Here is a 15,704-nt window from a genome sequence, read left to right as displayed (position 1 = left end):
GGCAGAGACCCGCTCCCACAAGGTTTCAGAATGTGCAGACCTGTGGGAGCGGGTCTCTGCCCGCGAAGGCTTTGTCCCTGATACCACCACCTTCACTCTTCACGAAGGAACATGACCATGATCATGATCGTTCAACGGCTTTTCGCCCTGCTGTTGCTGCTCGTCTGTGCCGGTCTGGCGCTGATGGCCTGGCCGTATCAGGCGCCCTTTTCCTATGAGCCGGTCGGCCCACGTGCCTACCCGCTGCTGATGCTCGGCCTGATGAGCCTGGCGCTGCTCTACCTGGTGTTTCGTCCTACCCCGATCGTGCACAGCGAGGAAGAGCCGCCGCTGGATCGCCCGACCTTGAAGAAGATCGCCATGTGCATCGGCCTGCTGCTGGTGTTCGCCGGGCTGTTCGAGCCGCTGGGCTTCATTCTCAGCAGCGTATTGATCGGCATCCCGATGGCCCTGCTGTATGGCGGCCGTGGGGTGCCCAGCGTGATCATCATCACCTTGATGAGCATCGGCCTGTACGTGCTTTTCGACAAAGTCATGGACGTGCCGCTGCCCCTGGGTCTGCTCAGCGTTCTGGAGAACTGACATGGATACTCTTGGCTACCTGGGTCAGGGCTTCGGCGTTGCACTGACCCCTTACAACCTCGTCACCGCCCTGTCGGGCACCCTGATCGGCACCGTGGTCGGCCTGCTGCCGGGCCTGGGGCCGATCAACGGCGTGGCCCTGCTGATCCCGATCGCCTTCGCCCTGGGCCTGCCGCCGGAATCGGCGCTGATCCTGCTGGCGGCGGTGTACCTGGGCTGCGAATACGGCGGCCGCATCAGTTCGATCCTGCTCAACATTCCCGGCGAAGCCTCGACCGTGATGACCACCCTGGACGGCTACCCGATGGCCCGTCAGGGCCTGGCCGGCGTGGCGCTCTCGCTGTCCGCCTGGAGCTCGTTCATCGGTGCGTTCATCGCCACCTGCGGCATGGTCATGTTTGCTCCGATCCTGGCCAAATGGGCAATCGCCTTCGGCCCGGCGGAGTATTTCGTGCTGATGGTGTTCGCCATCGTCTGCCTGGGCGGCATGGCCGGTGACCGGCCGCTGAAGACGTTCATCGCGGCGTTGATCGGCCTGTTCCTGTCCAGTGTCGGTATCGACGCCAACAGCGGTGTGTACCGCTTCACCGGCGACAACATCCACCTGGCCGACGGTATTCAGTTCGTCGTGCTGGTGCTGGGCCTGTTCTCGATCAGCGAGATCCTCCTGCTGCTGGAAAAGACTCACCATGGCAGCGTGGCCGTCACCGCCACCGGGCGCATGATGTTCAACCTCAAGGAGGCCGCTTCGGTGTTCTGGGTGAACATCCGCTGCGGCGTGCTGGGCTTCATCATGGGCGTACTGCCCGGTGCCGGTGCGACCCTGGCCAGCGCCGTGGCCTATACCACCGAGAAACGCCTGGCCGGTGCCAACGGCAAGTTCGGCCAGGGTGACAAGCGCGGCCTGGCCGCCCCGGAAACCGCCATCGGCGCCACCGCCTGTGGCGCGCTGGTGCCGATGCTGACCCTGGGCGTACCGGGTTCGGGCACCACCGCGGTGATGATCGGCGCCCTGTCGCTGTACAACATCACGCCCGGCCCACTGTTGTTCCAACAGCAGCCGGACATCGTCTGGGGCCTGATCGCTTCGCTGTTCATCGCCAACATCATGCTGGTGATCCTGAACATCCCGATGATCCGCATCTTCACCAAGATCCTCGCCGTGCCAAACTGGGCACTGGTGCCGGTGATCGCCATCATCACCGGGATCGGCGTCTACGCCGTGCACGCGACGACCTTCGACCTGTTCCTGATGATCGGCATCGGCATCTTCGGCTACATCCTTCGCAAGCTGGACTTCCCGCTGTCGCCAGTCCTGCTCGGGTTCATCCTGGGCGGCCTGATGGAGCAGAACCTGCGCCGTGCGCTGTCGATCTCCAACGGTGAGCTGCAGATTCTCTGGGGCAGCCCGATCACCGCCGGTGTCTGGGTCCTGACCGTTCTGATGCTGCTGTTGCCCGTGGTTCGCATCTGGCGCAAACGTGCCGCCCTGCGTCGTGCCGCTGCCGATGCTTGATCGGTTCCTGCACAGCTGGTGGGGTACACCCTTCGTCGGTCTGGCTGGCGGTTACCTCGCCAGCCTGATCGGTTGGCCATTGCCGTGGATGATCGGCTCGTTGCTGGCGATCATCCTGGTGCGCTGCCTGACACCCTGGCAACTGGCGGAAATACCCAACGGCCGCAAGCTCGGCCAATGGATCGTCGGCATAGGGATTGGCCTGCACTTCACCCCGTTGGTGATGGAACAGGTCGCGGGCCATTTCGGCCCGATTTTTTTTGGTGCGCTGATCACCAGTGTGTCCAGTGCCGTAGGCGTGTGGCTGATGCTGCGCACCGGTGAAGACCGGCCTACGGCTTTCTTTTCGAGCATGCCGGGCGGGTCCGGCGAGATGGTCAACCTGGGCGCGCGCAATGGCGCCGACCTCAGCCGCGTCGCGGCCGGGCAAAGCCTGCGGGTGCTGGCGGTGGTGCTGTGCGTGCCGGCGCTGTTCAAGTTCCTGCTCGGCGAAGGCACGCCGATCAGCCACGAGGGCGCCGTCGACTGGGCCTGGCTGGCGCTGATTTTCCCGCTCGCGGGCCTGGCCGCCTGGATCTGGCAACGCCTGGACCAGCCCAACCCCTGGCTGTTCGGCCCCCTGCTGGTGAGTGCCGCCATGAGCGTGAGTTTCGACTTGCACATCGGCCTGCCCGACGGCGGCAGCCAGATCGGCCAGTGGCTGATCGGCAGCGGCCTGGGCTGCCACTTCAACCGAGCGTTCTTCCGTCGAGCACCATCGTTCCTGGCTCGCACGCTGGTCAGCACCGCCCTGACCATGGCCATTGCTGCGGGCTGCGCGCTGGCCCTGAGCGCCCTGACCCATCTGGACCTGCGCTCGCTGACGTTGGGCATGATGCCCGGCGGCATCGCCGAGATGAGCCTGACCGCCGAGGTGCTGCAACTGTCGGTCCCGCTGGTGACGGCGATGCAGGTGATGCGTCTGCTGTTCGTGCTGTTTCTGGCCGAGCCGCTGTTTCGCCAGTGGCAGAAACGTCGACCGGTGTCCTAGGGCAGGCGCCAGTCGATGGGGGTCAGGCCGTTCTGTTCCAGGAACTTGTTGGCGCGGCTGAAATGGCCGTTGCCGATGAAGCCCTTGTGCGCCGACAACGGCGAAGGGTGCACGGACGTCAGCACCAGGTGCTTGCTGTTGTCGATCAGCTTCTGCTTGCTCTGCGCATGGGCGCCCCAGAGCATGAAAACCACGCTGGACTGATGCTCGCTGACCACTTCAATGATGCGGTCGGTGAACGGCTGCCAGCCTTTCTTGGCGTGGGAGGCGGCATTCGCCCGCTCCACCGTCATGGTGGTGTTGAGCAGCAACACACCCTGCTCCGCCCAGCTTTGCAGATAGCCGTGCTTGGGAATGTCGATGTTAAGGTCGCGCTTGAGCTCTTTGTAGATGTTCACCAGCGACGGCGGCGTGGGAATGCCCGGCTGCACCGAAAAGCACAGGCCATGGGCCTGGCCCGGACCGTGATAGGGATCCTGACCGAGGATGACGACTTTCACCTGATCCAGCGGCGTGGTGTTCAGCGCGTTGAAAATCATCGGCCCGGGCGGATAGATCTCCTTGCCCTGCGCATGCTCCTCGCGCAGAAATTCGCGCAACTGCGCCATATAGGGCTTGTCGAATTCCTCACGCAGTGCAGCTTTCCAGCTAGGCTCGAGTTTGATGCGGTCGTCTGTACTCATTTATCACCAGAAATCAGTAGGCAGCAGAAATCAGTGGGCGGACGGTAGGAAAGCGAACCCGGAAAGTCAAATCCAGACACAATCGCGCACTGCAACCCTACGTTGGCCATTTGCGGTCTTCGTCCCCCCGCCACCGCCCTTTCGATGCGAGGTCAGGATGGATTTGAATTTCGAAGAACTCAGCGCCGGCAATGGCGCACGTATCGGCGTCGTCTCCCTGAATGCGGAGAAGACGCTCAATGCTCTGACCTTGCCGATGCTCGAAGCGCTCGCGGGAAAATTCGATGCCTGGGCGCAGGACGATCGCGTGGTGTGCGTCGTGCTGCGCGGTGAGGGCGAAAAAGCCTTCTGCGCCGGTGGCGATGTGCGCAGCCTGGTACAGGCCTGCCGAGCGCACCCCGGCGAAGTGCCTGACCTGGCCGCGCGCTTCTTCGCTGCCGAATACCGCTTCGACTACCGCCTGCACACCTACCCCAAACCGGTGATCTGCTGGGGCCACGGCTATGTACTGGGCGGCGGCATGGGCCTGCTGCAGGCCTCGAGCATCCGCATCGTCACGCCCAGCAGCCGCCTGGCCATGCCGGAGATCACCATCGGCCTGTACCCGGACGTCGGTGCCAGCACGTTCCTGTCACGCATGCCAGGCAAGCTCGGCCTGTTCCTGGGCCTGACCGGCGCGCAGATCAACGCGCGCGACGCTCTGGACCTGGACCTGGCCGACCGCTGCCTGCGCGATGACCAATACGAAGACTTGCTCGACGGCCTGCTGCAGCTCAACTGGCAGGAGCAGACCGCCATGCAGTTGAACAGCCTGCTCAAGGCCCTCGAACACGATGCGCGCGACACCGTGCCCGCCGCGCAATGGCTACCGCGCCGCGCGGCCATTGACGCGCAATTGGATGTCAGCGACGCGCCAGCGGCCTGGCACGCGCTGGTGCAATGGCAGCAGCACGACGACCCGTTGCTGGCCAAGGCCGCCGGCAACCTGGCAAAAGGCTGCCCACTGACGGCCCATCTGATCTGGGCCCAGTTGGCCCGCGCTCGGCACCTGTCGCTGGCCCAGGTGTTCCAGATGGAATACAGCCTGAGCCTGAACTGCTGCCGCCATCCCGAATTCAGCGAAGGCGTGCGCGCTCGTCTGATCGACAAGGACAACCAGCCGCACTGGCACTGGCCTGACGTCGACCATGTACCGCAGGCGGTGGTCGAGGCGCATTTCGGCAAGGCCTGGGAGGGCCGTCATCCATTGGCGGACCTGTGCGACTACTGAAGTCGATCTGCCCGTAACAACGAAAAACGGCGCCCCTGAGGGCGCCGTTGCAGGCTAGTGCCGACCGCCGCGGCCGGGGCCCCGACCAGGACCCCGGTCCGGACCTCGACCGCGGTTCCAATCCTGACCGTAATGGCGCGGCGGACCGTCACGCCACCTGGCATCGGGACCGCGGCCTGGCCCGAATCCAGGCCGGTAGTTCGGTGGCGGTGGACCGAAGTAGCGCGGGGGCGGTACCGCGTAGTAACGAGGCGCGGAGTAGTAACGCGGTCCTTCGTAGTACCGTGGCGCCGGCGTCACGTAATAACCGCTGCTGTAGGGCTGGCTGTACGGGTAGTAGCCAGCACGCGGCGCGCTGTCCACGGAGTAGACTTCGGTGCGGTAGTAACCTCCCCCTCCATAGGGCACACAGGCACTTGTCGACAAGGCCAATACCACGATCAAAAGAGCTCTAAGGGACATAAGCGGCCTCCTGGACCGCGAGAGGGATCGAACCAGCACGACTGGTCGGTACCCGGAACAACGGTTCTGGGCATAACTAAGACACCCGGAAAGATGCTGCATTTCACGCGGCAATAAATTGATACAAAGCCTCATCCAAGGGTGCCCGCCGGCGTCATTCGCCGCCGTGTCCCATGCTGCCGTAGAATGCGGGCACTCATCGCTGCATGGATCTCCCATGACCAACCCCGCTTCACTCGCCAGCCAGCTCTGCCCAGCCTGCGGAAGCCGCAACGACTGCACCCTGGCCGATGCAAAGACCGCCGCCCAGTCCTGCTGGTGCTACTCGGTGAGCATCGACCCCGCGGTACTGCAGGCCTTGCCCGAGCGCCTGCGCAACGCCGCCTGCCTGTGCCCCCGCTGCGCTCAAGTGAGTGAGCAACTGTCGGCATCGAGGGCGTAACGCCGCCATGCGCCTGGACCGATTTCTTTCCAATCTCGAACGTTTCAACCGAAAACAGGTGCGCCTGGCCCTGATCGCAGGGCGCGTCCAGGTCGACGGCCGCGTGGTACGCGACCCGATGCACGCCGTCACCGAATTCAGCGAAGTCCGATTCGACCAGGAGCTGCTGCAAGCCGGCCATCCCGCCCGCTACCTGATGCTGCACAAACCACCCGGCTGCGTCAGCGCCACCCAGGACCCGCAGCACCGCACCGTCCTCGACCTGATCGAAGTGCCGGACAAGGATCAACTGCACATTGCCGGTCGACTGGATTTCAACACCACCGGGCTGATGATCCTGACCAACGACGGGCAATGGTCACGCCGCCTCACTCAACCGACCACCAAGCTGCCCAAGGTCTACCGGGTTGAAACCGAGCAGGTCATCGAACCCCATTACGTCGAAACCTTCGCGCAAGGTATTTACTTCGCCTTCGAAGACCTCACCACCCTCCCCGCCCACCTCGACATCCTCGGCCCGCGCATGGCGCGCCTGAGCATCGTCGAAGGGCGCTACCATCAGGTGAAGCGGATGTTCGGGCACTTCCAGAACAAGGTGGTCAAACTGCACCGCGAACGCATGGGCGAACTGGTGCTGGACGAAAGCCTGCAACCCGGCCAATACCGCAGCCTGAGCGCGGAGGAAATCGGTCTGGTTTAAGGGGGATCGAGCAGAGAAACGAAAATTAGCGCTTCAAATTGCAGGGCGCTTCTGGTACAAAGTCAGCCGCCCGGAGCAGGTGTCGAAAGACGCATCGCACCGAGGTGGCCAAGCTGGCAATCGGGTTCGCAATGAACGGCCGGCGGCACGGAAACAAGGCGTCATGCGGGTATAGTTTAGTGGCAAAACGAAAGCTTCCCAAGCTTTAGTTGAGGGTTCGATTCCCTCTACCCGCTCCAGTTTTTCATGATCCTCCAAGCACTCCAACTCCCCTGCCACGCCTACTGGCGCCTACACCCCTAATCTGCTCGACCCGCAGGAACCGACAGCACTACTAAGTCTCCTACGCGCTCCCTCACCCTCAATCCGCCACTCACAAACAAAGCATCAAAACACAAACCGATGCCCCATCTCCCCCTCCATCCACGTCAGAAACCGTCTGACCCTGGGAAAGGACGAGTGGGCTTTGGGAAACACCAAGTGGTGAGCGGCAACCGCGGCACTGAGCGCTTCAGGGGCCACTTCCACGAGTGCGCCCGACGCCAGGTATTTCTGTGCCAGCAGCGTGCTTTCCAGTGCGAACCCAAGGCCGTGGCTGGCAGCTTCCAGTGTCATGTAGGAACGATCGAAGCTCAGCGCATAGGGATGTTCGGGGCGGGCCAGACCGTGCTGGGCGAACCATTCGGGCCATTTGAGCAGCGTTGCCTCCGAGAGGATCAACTCCTTGTTCAACAAATCACTCGCGCTGGCGACTGGGCGTTTTGCCAATAACTGTGGAGAGGCCAGCACTGCAAAGGCTTCGTTGCGCACCGTTCGCACTTCGTAGCTGGGCCAGTTGGGCAGGCCGTGGCGTATGTCGACGTCGATCTTGTCCCGGCTGAAGTGCAGTGACTCGTAGGAACACGACAGGTTGATCTGGATATCGGGATGACTCACGCGGAATGCTTCCAGGCGCGGCATCAGCCAAAGCAGGCCGAAGCTTGGCGACGAGTGCAGTCGCAGGCAGTCGAGACTCACGTCACTGGCGGCTCTTTCGGTTGCCACTTCGAGGCTGTGCAACAAGCCGGAAATATCCTTCAGGTACTGCTCGCCCACCGGGGTGAGGGTGACGCCACGGGCGGCGCGCACGAACAGCTGGCGGCCGATCATCGCTTCCAGATTCGCCAACTGATGGCTCACGGCTGAGGGTGTCAGGTTCAATACTTCGGCTGCCCTGGCGAGATTGCCAAAGCGGGCCGTCTGCTCGAAGGCTTGAATGGCCCTCAGCGGTGGCAGGTCCCGGGGCGCACTGTCGTGAAGGCGCATAAGTACTCGGCTCTTGTTGTTGAGATGTTATGGGCGAGTCTCATTCAAGCATTCCGTGGGTCTGCTGACGAGAGGTGAATTTTTCTCAGCCAGCAGTGAGGTTTGCCATATTGCTGCCAGTGCGTGGGCGGAACACCCTGAGTCATCGATTCCCGAATCGAATCATAAAAACAATGACAGGAATTTCCCCATGCTTCTTCAAGGCAAAGTCGCAATCATCACCGGTGCTGCATCCGAACGCGGAATTGGTCGGGCCACCGCCATCACGTTCGCCCAGCAGGGTGCCCATGTCGTCATCGTGGATCTGGATGAGTCTGCCGCGCGCGATGCCGCTTCGGCGTTGGGTGAAGGCCATCTGGGTCTGGCCGCCAACGTCGCGGACGAACACCAGGTCAAACAGGCCGTGGACAAGGTCATCGCGCAGTTCGGTCGAATAGACATTCTGGTCAACAACGCCGGCATCACCCAGCCGATCAAGACCCTCGATATCCGCCCTTCCGACTACGACAAAGTGCTGGATGTGAGCCTGCGCGGCACCTTGCTCATGTCGCAGGCCGTCATTCCGGTCATGAAAAGCCAGGCTTGCGGCAGCATCGTCTGCATGTCGTCGGTATCGGCTCAACGTGGCGGTGGCATCTTCGGCGGGCCACACTACAGCGCCGCCAAGGCGGGCGTACTGGGCCTTGGCAAGGCGATGGCCAGGGAATTGGGCCCGGACAATATCCGTGTCAACTCCATCGCTCCCGGCCTGATCCATACCGATATCACTGGAGGCCTGATGCAGGACGAGCGTCGCCACGCGATCATCGACGGCATTCCGCTGGGTCGTCTGGGCGCGGCTCAGGATGTCGCCAACGCTGCGCTGTTTCTGGCCAGCGATCTGTCTTCATACCTCACCGGCATCACGCTGGATGTCAATGGCGGCATGCTGATCCACTGAAGAAAGGTAACCGGGTCGACAGTGACCCGTGGTGTTCTAGATCGATGGCACGCCAGGCCACAGCGCCTGGCCGTCTATAAAAACAAGAGATCGGACAATCATGATAACTTCCATGACGCTCGAAGCGGTTTCGACCGTGCGCTCGAATGCTTATCGCAAAACCGCCTGGCGACTGATGCCGTTCCTGATGCTGTGCTACCTGTGCGCGTATCTGGATCGCGTCAACGTGGGCTTCGCCAAACTGCAGATGATGAGCGACTTGTCGCTGAGTGAAACCGTGTACGGCCTCGGTGCCGGGATGTTCTTTCTCGGCTATTTCCTCTGCGAAGTGCCCAGCAATCTGATTCTGCACAAAGTGGGCGCGCGCCGATGGATCGCCCGCATCATGATCTCGTGGGGCATCATCTCCGCCCTGTTCGCCTTCGTGGAAACGGCGTGGCAATTCTATGTGCTGCGCTTCCTGCTGGGCATCGCCGAAGCCGGCCTGGCGCCGGGTTTGCTGCTCTATCTCACGTACTGGTTCCCCTCGTATCGCCGGGCCAGGATGACGGTGCTCTGGTTCATCGCGATTCCACTTTCGGGCATGATCGGCGGCCCTCTTTCCGGCCTGATCATGGCCAAATTCGCCGGCTTTCACGGTTGGGCCGGATGGCAGTGGATGTTCGTCATCGAGGCCATTCCGACGGTGATCGTCGGCCTGATGGTCCTGGCGTATCTCAAGGATGGCGTGCACCAGGCCACCTGGCTGACCGATGACGAAAAGGAGCTGGTGAACAAGGAACTGGCGGAAGACAACAGCCGTAAGGTCACTCACGGTTCGGTCCGCGATTTCCTGCGCGATCGTCGCCTGTGGATGCTGGCCTGCATCTACTTCTGTGTGGTGATGGGTCAATACGCGATCACCTTCTGGCTACCGACCTTGATTCGCAACGCCGGGGTTTCCGACCCGCTGCACATTGGCCTGGTCACCAGCCTGCCCTACATGTGCGCCATCGTGGCCATGTTGCTGATGGGCCGAAGTGGCGACAAGCACCGCGAACGTCGCTGGCACCTGATTGCGCCCATGATCGCGGGTGCCTTGGGCCTTACGTTGGCGGCCCTCTTCGGCGCGAACCTGGTCATCTCGGTACTGAGTCTCTGCCTGGCGGCGGCCGGGGTTCTGTCTGCCTCTTCGCTGTTCTGGATGCTGCCGACCACGCTGCTGGGCGGGGTCTCAGCCGCTGCGGGAATTGCCGGCATCAACAGCTTCGCCAACCTCGCCGGCTTCTGCTCGCCCTACCTGATTGGCTGGATCACCACGACCACAGGGTCGAGCGCGATAGGGATGTACCTCATCACCGGCGTGCTGTGCATCGGTGCGTGCCTGGTACTGCGAATCCCCGCCGCTTCGGTCAATCGTTGAGTCAACGGAGTACGTGCAATGACTGCTATTTCATCCAAGGTTTCTGAAACATCACTGGCACAACGCGCCCTCAACATCCGTCGTCATGCGCTGCGTATGGGCCAGGTTCAAGGCCAAGGCTACGTTGGTCAGGCGCTGGGGGCGGCTGACTTGCTCGCTGTGGCCTACTTTCACGCGCTGAATTACAAGCCCCATGACCCCGAATGGGAACAGCGTGACCGCTTCTACCTCTCCATTGGCCACTACGCCATCGCGCTGTACGCGGCCCTGATCGAAGCCGAAATCATCCCGCTGGACGAGCTCGACACCTACGGCTCCGATGACAGCCGCCTGCCGATGTCGGGCATGGCGACCTACACCCCGGGAATGGAAATCACCGGCGGCTCGCTGGGCCAAGGTCTGGGTATCGCCGTGGGCGCGTGCCTGGGGCTCAAGCGCAAGGGTTCCGAGTCGTTCGTCTACAACCTGCTGTCCGACGGCGAACTGAACGAAGGGTCGACCTGGGAAGCGGTGATGTCGGCCTCTCACTGGAAGCTCGATAATCTGATCGCCATCGTGGACGTCAACAACCAACAGGCCGATGGCCGCTCCAGCGAAGTGCTGGCCTTCGAACCCATCGTTGACCGTTGGCAGGCGTTTGGCTGGTTCACCCAGCGTGTGGATGGCAATGATCTGGACGCGCTGGTCAAGGCCTTCGATGCCGCGCGCAGTCATGGCGGCACGCAACCGCGGGTGATCATCTGCGATACCAGAATGGGTAGAGGCGTGCCGTTCCTGGAAACCCGGGAGAAGGCCCACTTCATTCGCGTGGATGAGCATGAATGGAACCTGGCCTTGAACCACCTCGAAGAAGGGGACACTGTATGAACGACTTCAAGAACGACACTGCCCAGGCGCCCGCGGCCGCCAAAAAGAAACTCACGACCTCGGCAATGATCGCCTCGATCGCTTCTGAAGGTCAGGCAACCCGGTCGGCACCTTTTGGCCATGCACTGGCGGCCCTGGCTGCAGAGCGGCCGGATATCGTTGGCCTGTCCGCCGATCTGGCCAAGTACACCGACCTGCATATCTTCGCCCAGGCACACCCCGATCGGTTCTACCAGATGGGCATGGCTGAACAGCTGTTGATGAGTGCCGCTGCAGGCATGGCGCGCGAAGGCTTTGTTCCCTTCGCCACGACCTATGCGGTGTTCGCCTCGCGCCGTGCCTATGATTTCATCTGCATGGCCATCGCCGAGGAGAATCTCAACGTCAAGATCGTCTGTGGGTTGCCGGGGCTTACGACCGGCTATGGCCCGAGCCATCAAGCCACCGATGATTTGGCCATCTTCCGCGCGATGCCGAATCTGATGATTGTCGACCCCTGCGATGCGCTCGAAATCGAGCAGGCCGTTCCTGCCATCGCCGCTCACAACGGGCCGGTGTACATGCGTCTGCTGCGCGGCAACGTTCCGCTGGTACTGGACGAATATGGCTACACCTTCGAGATTGGCAAAGCCAAGACCCTGCGCACGGGCAATGACGTGCTGATCATCTCGACCGGCTTGATGACCATGCGAGCCTTGGAGGCTGCCCAGGCACTTCAGGCCGATGGCATCGATGTTGCCGTACTGCACGTACCGACCATCAAGCCGCTGGACGAACAGACCATTCTGGCGGAAGCGCGTAAGTCAGGCAGGCTGGTAGTCTCGGCGGAGAACCACTCCATCATCGGTGGTCTGGGCGAAGCGGTGGCGACTGTCCTGCTGCGCAATGGCGTGACGCCCGCATTCCGGCAGATTGCCCTGCCCGACGCCTTTCTCGACGCCGGTGCATTGCCGACATTGCACGACCGTTACGGGATTTCCACGCAGGCGGTGTGCGCTCGGATCAAAGGCTGGCTGTGATGGCTTGATCGTCGGGGGCTGCGTGCCCCCGATTCAAGGAATGAACCGGCTGAAAGAGGCAGTTCCAATTCGTAGTGTTGAGGTCGAGGGGCCGCCCAGCCTCCCCTCCAGCTTCGCGCTGCACCTACTGCCCAAAATGCCCAAACCGCCCACTGAACCGCTTAGCGAGCGGATACGCCAAATCGCCGTGCTTGCTCGTCCCCAGCCCCAATTCCACCAGCACCTGCGCCAATTTGACTGCCGCCGCCACGCCATCGATCACGGGCAGGCCGACGCGTTCGCTGACCCGCGCAGGCAGGTCGGCCATGCCGCCACAACCCAGCACGATGGCACCAGCGCCTTCCTGGTCGCGGGCCTGCAGGGCCTGCTCGGCGATGCGCTCGACCAATACCTCGTCGCCCAGGGTTTCAAGTTCCAGCACGGGGATGTCGACGCAGCGCACCGAGGTGCAGTGCTCGGTCATGCCGTAGTTGCGCAGCAGGTGCTCGGCGATGATGCGCGTACGGGTGAGCGTGGTGACCACGGCGAAGCGAGTGCACAGCAGGCTGGCGACATGAAAGGCGGCTTCGGCGATGCCGATCACCGGTCCGCGGGCCAGTTCGCGGGCGGCCAGCAGGCCGGGGTCGCCGAAGCAGGCGATGATATGCGCGTCATAACCGGCGGCCACGCCCTTGCGCACTTCTTCCAGCACGCCGACCGCCGCGATGGCTTCGTCGAAATGGCCTTCGATCGATTCCGGGCCGTCCTGCGGGCAGCAGGCGATGATCTGCGTATCGCGACCGGCGACGGCACTGGCGGCGCGGCCGATACTGGCGGTCATGGACGAGCTGGTGTTGGGGTTGATGACCTGGATTTTCATGAAAGGCTCGGCAGCTGGATCAGCGTTTGAAGATGGATTTGAAGTCGGGCTCGGCCACGGGTTTGGCGTCCAGTTGGAGGCTGGCGCGAATGCTCGCCAGATGTCGGGCCATCCAGTTCGACGCGAGTGCGCCCTCTCCCCGTTCGAGCAGCTCGATCAGCTCGACGTGCTCTCCACAATCGCAACCGACGCTATGGCGCGAACCGTACACCGCGATGATCAGCGACGAACGCGTGGTCAACTGGGCGATCTGCTCGCTGAGCACCTGATTGTCGGCGGCCACCGACAGCTGCACGTGAAACCGCGCCGAGAGCTGAATGGCATGGCTATGCCGCCCCTGATCTTGCGCCTGATGCTCCTGCTCGGCGAGCTCTCGCAGCCGCTTGAAATGTTCGGCCGTGGCGTGGGCGACCACGGTCGGCATCAACGCAGGCTCGATCAGTTGCCGGGCGGCGAATACATCCTGAGCCTCCTTGGCGCTGGGATGGGCCACTTCCGCACCACGGTTGGCCCGCAGGGTGACCAGACGCTCCAAAGCCAGACGCTGCAAGGCCTTGCGAATGCCCGTGCGGCTGACGTTGAACACTTCGGCCAGGGCATCTTCGGGAAGGCGCACGCCCGGTTGCAGGCGGTGCTCGACGATGGCGTCGAGGATCTCCTGATAAATGTGTTCATCACGACTGACGGCCGTAGAGCCATCGGAACTGTTGGCAAGAAAAAGGGGAGAATTCACGAAATCGTTTCCTGGATACGCGTGAGGCAATCGTATACAAACTGAATTGTCTTCGCCATCTTTGCCCCGGGCCAAGATCGGCATTCATCAAACCGCACCAATACGGGCCTCCACAGCCAGAAAATGCGCGAAAACAGCACAAGATATTTACAAAGCAAGCACGACGCTGGCTGCGCCATCACTGTAAACCCGTTGGTTTTACGCTTCGATACACGCTGGCACGCATCCTGCTCCATGGATCGTATACAACAACGCCGACCCCCGTATGCAATGCTCGGAGCGGCCACGACCCTGGAGCGTGTGCGTGAACAATCCCGACCTACCCAAGGGCTACAGCCCTCGCTTGTACAACGAAGACCTGGGCCCGGTAGTACAGAAGTGGAACTGGTACAACATCTTTGCCTTCTGGATGAGCGACGTGCACAGCGTTGGCGGCTATGTGTTCGCTGCCAGCCTGTTCGCCCTGGGCCTGGCCAGTTGGCAGGTGCTGATCGCACTGCTGGTGGGCATCGGTATCATTCAGGTGATCGCCAACCTGGTCGCCAAACCCAGCCAACAGGCGGCGGTGCCCTACCCGGTGATTTGCCGCCTGGCGTTCGGCGTGTTCGGCGCGAACATTCCGGCGGTGATTCGCGGCCTGATCGCGGTCGCCTGGTACGGCGTGCAGACGTACCTGGCGTCCAGCGCACTGATCATTGTGGTGCTGCGTTTCTTTCCGGGCATGGAAAGCTACGCACAGGTGCAGTTCGCCGGCCTGTCGTACCTGGGCTGGATGGGCTTCCTGTTCCTGTGGGCCGTGCAGGCGGCGGTGTTCTGGACCGGCATGGAATCGATCCGACGTTTCATCGACTGGGCCGGGCCGGTGGTCTACGCGGCGATGTTCATTCTTGCCGGCTGGATCGTCTGGAAGGCAGGGTGGAGCAACATCAGCTTCACCCTCGCGGAAAAATCCCTGAGCGGCTGGGAAGCCTTCGGCCAGGTGGTGATGGCGACGGCTCTGGTGGTCTCGTACTTTTCGGGCCCCACGTTGAATTTTGGCGACTTCAGCCGCTATTGCCGGACCATGGCTGACGTGCGGCGCGGCAACTTCTGGGGTCTGCCGGTGAATTTCCTGGCGTTCTCGCTGGTCACCGTGGTGATCGTATCAGGAACCTTGCCGGTGTTCGGCGAGATGCTTCACGACCCGATCGCCACAGTGGCGCGTATCGACAATGACGTTGCAGTGTTGCTGGGCGCCTTTGCCTTCGTCACGGCAACGATCGGCATCAACATCGTCGCCAACTTCGTCTCGCCCGCCTTCGACTTCGCCAACTGCGCGCCAAGCAAGATCAGCTGGCGCGCCGGCGGGATGATTGCCGCCGTGGCCTCGATCTTCATCACCCCATGGAACCTGTTCAACAACCCCGAAGTGATCCACTACACCCTCGACGTGCTGGCGACCTTCATCGGCCCGCTGTTCGGAATCCTGTTGGTGGACTACTACTGCATCAAGCAACAGCGGATCGACGTGGCAGCGCTGTTCGACGACTCGCCCACCGGGCGCTACTGGTACAGCAACGGCTTCAATCCGGTGGCGATCAAGGCGCTGCTGGCGGCCACGCTGATTGGTATCGTCGTGACCTTCGTGCCCTGGTTCAAACCGATCGCCAACTTCGCCTGGTTCACCGGCTGCTTCCTGGGTGGCGGGTTCTACTGGCTGCTGGCACGGCGGGACGTGCGTTCGTTGAGCCTGGCAGGCGTCTGACCCAGGAGAGGGTACGTCATCTGCCGTGAATGCAGCGGCGTACCTGCACCACAGGTCGAACATTAATCAACAAACTTAAACAATACGCAGATAGCCCAGAGTCGCCAGTACAGATTACCTTCCTCGGCGTCCTGACTTCTGAGCCTGCCT

Annotated in this window: 16 protein-coding genes and 1 tRNA gene; 12 read left to right on the top strand and 5 right to left on the bottom strand. The window is 62.2% G+C overall.

Features of this window, described 5'->3' with window-relative positions; translation table 11 throughout:
• Nucleotides 1-123 precede the first annotated feature (123 nt).
• Genes QMX89_RS03660 through QMX89_RS03650 form a run of 3 tightly spaced genes read left to right on the top strand, consistent with a single transcriptional unit; the run spans nt 124 to nt 3,128 of the window.
• Nucleotides 124-582 (top strand): tripartite tricarboxylate transporter TctB family protein, encoded by a 459-nt coding sequence (locus tag QMX89_RS03660; protein ID WP_282346940.1) that lies wholly within the window; start codon nt 124-126, stop codon nt 580-582.
• A gap of 1 nt (nt 583) precedes the next feature.
• Nucleotides 584-2,098, top strand: a complete 1,515-nt coding sequence (locus QMX89_RS03655; protein WP_192065268.1) for a tripartite tricarboxylate transporter permease — start codon at nt 584-586, stop codon at nt 2,096-2,098.
• Nucleotides 2,091-3,128, top strand: a complete 1,038-nt coding sequence (locus tag QMX89_RS03650; protein WP_282346928.1) for an AbrB family transcriptional regulator — start codon at nt 2,091-2,093, stop codon at nt 3,126-3,128. Before QMX89_RS03655 ends, QMX89_RS03650 begins: the two co-directional genes overlap by 8 nt.
• Here QMX89_RS03650 and ung read toward each other — a convergent pair.
• Nucleotides 3,125-3,811, bottom strand: a complete 687-nt coding sequence (gene ung / locus QMX89_RS03645) for a uracil-DNA glycosylase (protein ID WP_056845130.1) — start codon at nt 3,809-3,811, stop codon at nt 3,125-3,127. The genes QMX89_RS03650 and ung overlap by 4 nt on opposite strands.
• Nucleotides 3,812-3,968: 157 nt before the next feature.
• On the opposite strand from ung, the gene QMX89_RS03640 reads away from it, so the two are divergent.
• Nucleotides 3,969-5,081 carry an enoyl-CoA hydratase/isomerase family protein gene (locus tag QMX89_RS03640; protein ID WP_122741540.1) on the top strand — a complete coding sequence of 371 codons (1,113 nt, stop codon included), beginning with the start codon at nt 3,969-3,971 and terminating at the stop codon, nt 5,079-5,081.
• Nucleotides 5,082-5,135: 54 nt separating this feature from the next.
• Here QMX89_RS03640 and QMX89_RS03635 read toward each other — a convergent pair whose 3' ends face one another.
• A complete protein-coding gene (locus QMX89_RS03635) occupies nt 5,136-5,543 on the bottom strand; it encodes a hypothetical protein (protein WP_082223642.1) in 408 nt (135 codons plus the stop codon).
• Nucleotides 5,544-5,760: 217 nt separating this feature from the next.
• On the opposite strand from QMX89_RS03635, the gene QMX89_RS03630 reads away from it, so the two are divergent.
• The 3 genes from QMX89_RS03630 to QMX89_RS03620 all read left to right on the top strand — a co-directional run bounded on the left by QMX89_RS03630 (nt 5,761) and on the right by QMX89_RS03620 (nt 6,924).
• The gene (locus QMX89_RS03630) at nt 5,761-5,985 is read left to right on the top strand and encodes a cysteine-rich CWC family protein (protein WP_282346920.1); all 225 of its coding nucleotides are present in this window, start codon (nt 5,761-5,763) and stop codon (nt 5,983-5,985) included.
• Nucleotides 5,986-5,992: 7 nt separating this feature from the next.
• Nucleotides 5,993-6,685 (top strand): pseudouridine synthase, encoded by a 693-nt coding sequence (locus tag QMX89_RS03625; protein ID WP_282346918.1) that lies wholly within the window; start codon nt 5,993-5,995, stop codon nt 6,683-6,685.
• 165 nt (nt 6,686-6,850) lie between these two features.
• Nucleotides 6,851-6,924: transfer RNA gene (locus QMX89_RS03620), tRNA-Gly, on the top strand.
• Nucleotides 6,925-7,072: 148 nt separating this feature from the next.
• On the opposite strand, the gene QMX89_RS03615 is transcribed toward QMX89_RS03620, so the two are convergent.
• A complete protein-coding gene (locus QMX89_RS03615; RefSeq protein WP_090356655.1) occupies nt 7,073-7,990 on the bottom strand; it encodes a LysR substrate-binding domain-containing protein in 918 nt (305 codons plus the stop codon).
• Between the two features lie 190 nt (nt 7,991-8,180).
• Between QMX89_RS03615 and QMX89_RS03610 the strand changes: the two genes are divergently transcribed.
• From QMX89_RS03610 to QMX89_RS03595, 4 genes are all read left to right on the top strand, one after another.
• Entirely contained in the window at nt 8,181-8,930 is a 750-nt protein-coding gene (locus QMX89_RS03610; RefSeq protein WP_049860706.1) for an SDR family NAD(P)-dependent oxidoreductase, read from the top strand.
• Nucleotides 8,931-9,030: 100 nt separating this feature from the next.
• Nucleotides 9,031-10,332 carry an MFS transporter gene (locus tag QMX89_RS03605; protein ID WP_049860705.1) on the top strand — a complete coding sequence of 434 codons (1,302 nt, stop codon included), beginning with the start codon at nt 9,031-9,033 and terminating at the stop codon, nt 10,330-10,332.
• 18 nt (nt 10,333-10,350) lie between these two features.
• The gene (locus QMX89_RS03600) at nt 10,351-11,199 is read left to right on the top strand and encodes a transketolase (RefSeq protein ID WP_282346911.1); all 849 of its coding nucleotides are present in this window, start codon (nt 10,351-10,353) and stop codon (nt 11,197-11,199) included.
• Nucleotides 11,196-12,218, top strand: coding sequence for a transketolase family protein (locus QMX89_RS03595; RefSeq protein ID WP_282346909.1), 1,023 nt, complete (start codon nt 11,196-11,198; stop codon nt 12,216-12,218). The genes QMX89_RS03600 and QMX89_RS03595 overlap by 4 nt, the downstream gene beginning before the upstream one ends.
• 124 nt (nt 12,219-12,342) lie before the next feature.
• Here QMX89_RS03595 and QMX89_RS03590 read toward each other — a convergent pair whose 3' ends face one another.
• Together QMX89_RS03590 and QMX89_RS03585 are read right to left on the bottom strand one after the other, a co-directional pair.
• The gene (locus tag QMX89_RS03590) at nt 12,343-13,077 is read right to left on the bottom strand and encodes an aspartate/glutamate racemase family protein (protein ID WP_122741534.1); all 735 of its coding nucleotides are present in this window, start codon (nt 13,075-13,077) and stop codon (nt 12,343-12,345) included.
• 19 nt (nt 13,078-13,096) lie between these two features.
• A complete protein-coding gene (locus tag QMX89_RS03585) occupies nt 13,097-13,810 on the bottom strand; it encodes a GntR family transcriptional regulator (RefSeq protein WP_049860701.1) in 714 nt (237 codons plus the stop codon).
• Nucleotides 13,811-14,114: 304 nt separating this feature from the next.
• Here QMX89_RS03585 and QMX89_RS03580 point away from each other — a divergent pair, with 304 nt between their 5' ends.
• Nucleotides 14,115-15,554, top strand: coding sequence for an NCS1 family nucleobase:cation symporter-1 (locus tag QMX89_RS03580; RefSeq protein WP_282346904.1), 1,440 nt, complete (start codon nt 14,115-14,117; stop codon nt 15,552-15,554).
• Nucleotides 15,555-15,704 lie beyond the last annotated feature (150 nt).

This window comes from Pseudomonas sp. PS01301, from assembly GCF_029960215.1.
GTDB classification, from domain to species: Bacteria; Pseudomonadota; Gammaproteobacteria; order Pseudomonadales; family Pseudomonadaceae; genus Aquipseudomonas; species Aquipseudomonas coleopterorum.
Note: the sequence above shows the minus strand (reverse complement) of the source record. Positions and strands in the feature narration are given on the sequence as shown.

Bases quoted from the DNA above. Each gene is read 5' to 3' on its own strand.
- QMX89_RS03630 (WP_282346920.1), top strand. From the start codon at position 5,761: ATGACCAACCCCGCTTCACTCGCCAGCCAGCTCTGCCCAGCCTGCGGA.
- QMX89_RS03625 (WP_282346918.1), top strand. From the start codon at position 5,993: ATGCGCCTGGACCGATTTCTTTCCAATCTCGAACGTTTCAACCGAAAA.
- QMX89_RS03615 (WP_090356655.1), bottom strand. From the start codon at position 7,990: ATGCGCCTTCACGACAGTGCGCCCCGGGACCTGCCACCGCTGAGGGCC.
- QMX89_RS03590 (WP_122741534.1), bottom strand. From the start codon at position 13,077: ATGAAAATCCAGGTCATCAACCCCAACACCAGCTCGTCCATGACCGCC.
- QMX89_RS03605 (WP_049860705.1), top strand. From the start codon at position 9,031: ATGATAACTTCCATGACGCTCGAAGCGGTTTCGACCGTGCGCTCGAAT.
- QMX89_RS03635 (WP_082223642.1), bottom strand. From the start codon at position 5,543: ATGTCCCTTAGAGCTCTTTTGATCGTGGTATTGGCCTTGTCGACAAGT.
- QMX89_RS03650 (WP_282346928.1), top strand. From the start codon at position 2,091: ATGCTTGATCGGTTCCTGCACAGCTGGTGGGGTACACCCTTCGTCGGT.
- QMX89_RS03600 (WP_282346911.1), top strand. From the start codon at position 10,351: ATGACTGCTATTTCATCCAAGGTTTCTGAAACATCACTGGCACAACGC.
- QMX89_RS03610 (WP_049860706.1), top strand. From the start codon at position 8,181: ATGCTTCTTCAAGGCAAAGTCGCAATCATCACCGGTGCTGCATCCGAA.
- QMX89_RS03640 (WP_122741540.1), top strand. From the start codon at position 3,969: ATGGATTTGAATTTCGAAGAACTCAGCGCCGGCAATGGCGCACGTATC.
- ung (WP_056845130.1), bottom strand. From the start codon at position 3,811: ATGAGTACAGACGACCGCATCAAACTCGAGCCTAGCTGGAAAGCTGCA.
- QMX89_RS03595 (WP_282346909.1), top strand. From the start codon at position 11,196: ATGAACGACTTCAAGAACGACACTGCCCAGGCGCCCGCGGCCGCCAAA.
- QMX89_RS03660 (WP_282346940.1), top strand. From the start codon at position 124: ATGATCGTTCAACGGCTTTTCGCCCTGCTGTTGCTGCTCGTCTGTGCC.
- QMX89_RS03655 (WP_192065268.1), top strand. From the start codon at position 584: ATGGATACTCTTGGCTACCTGGGTCAGGGCTTCGGCGTTGCACTGACC.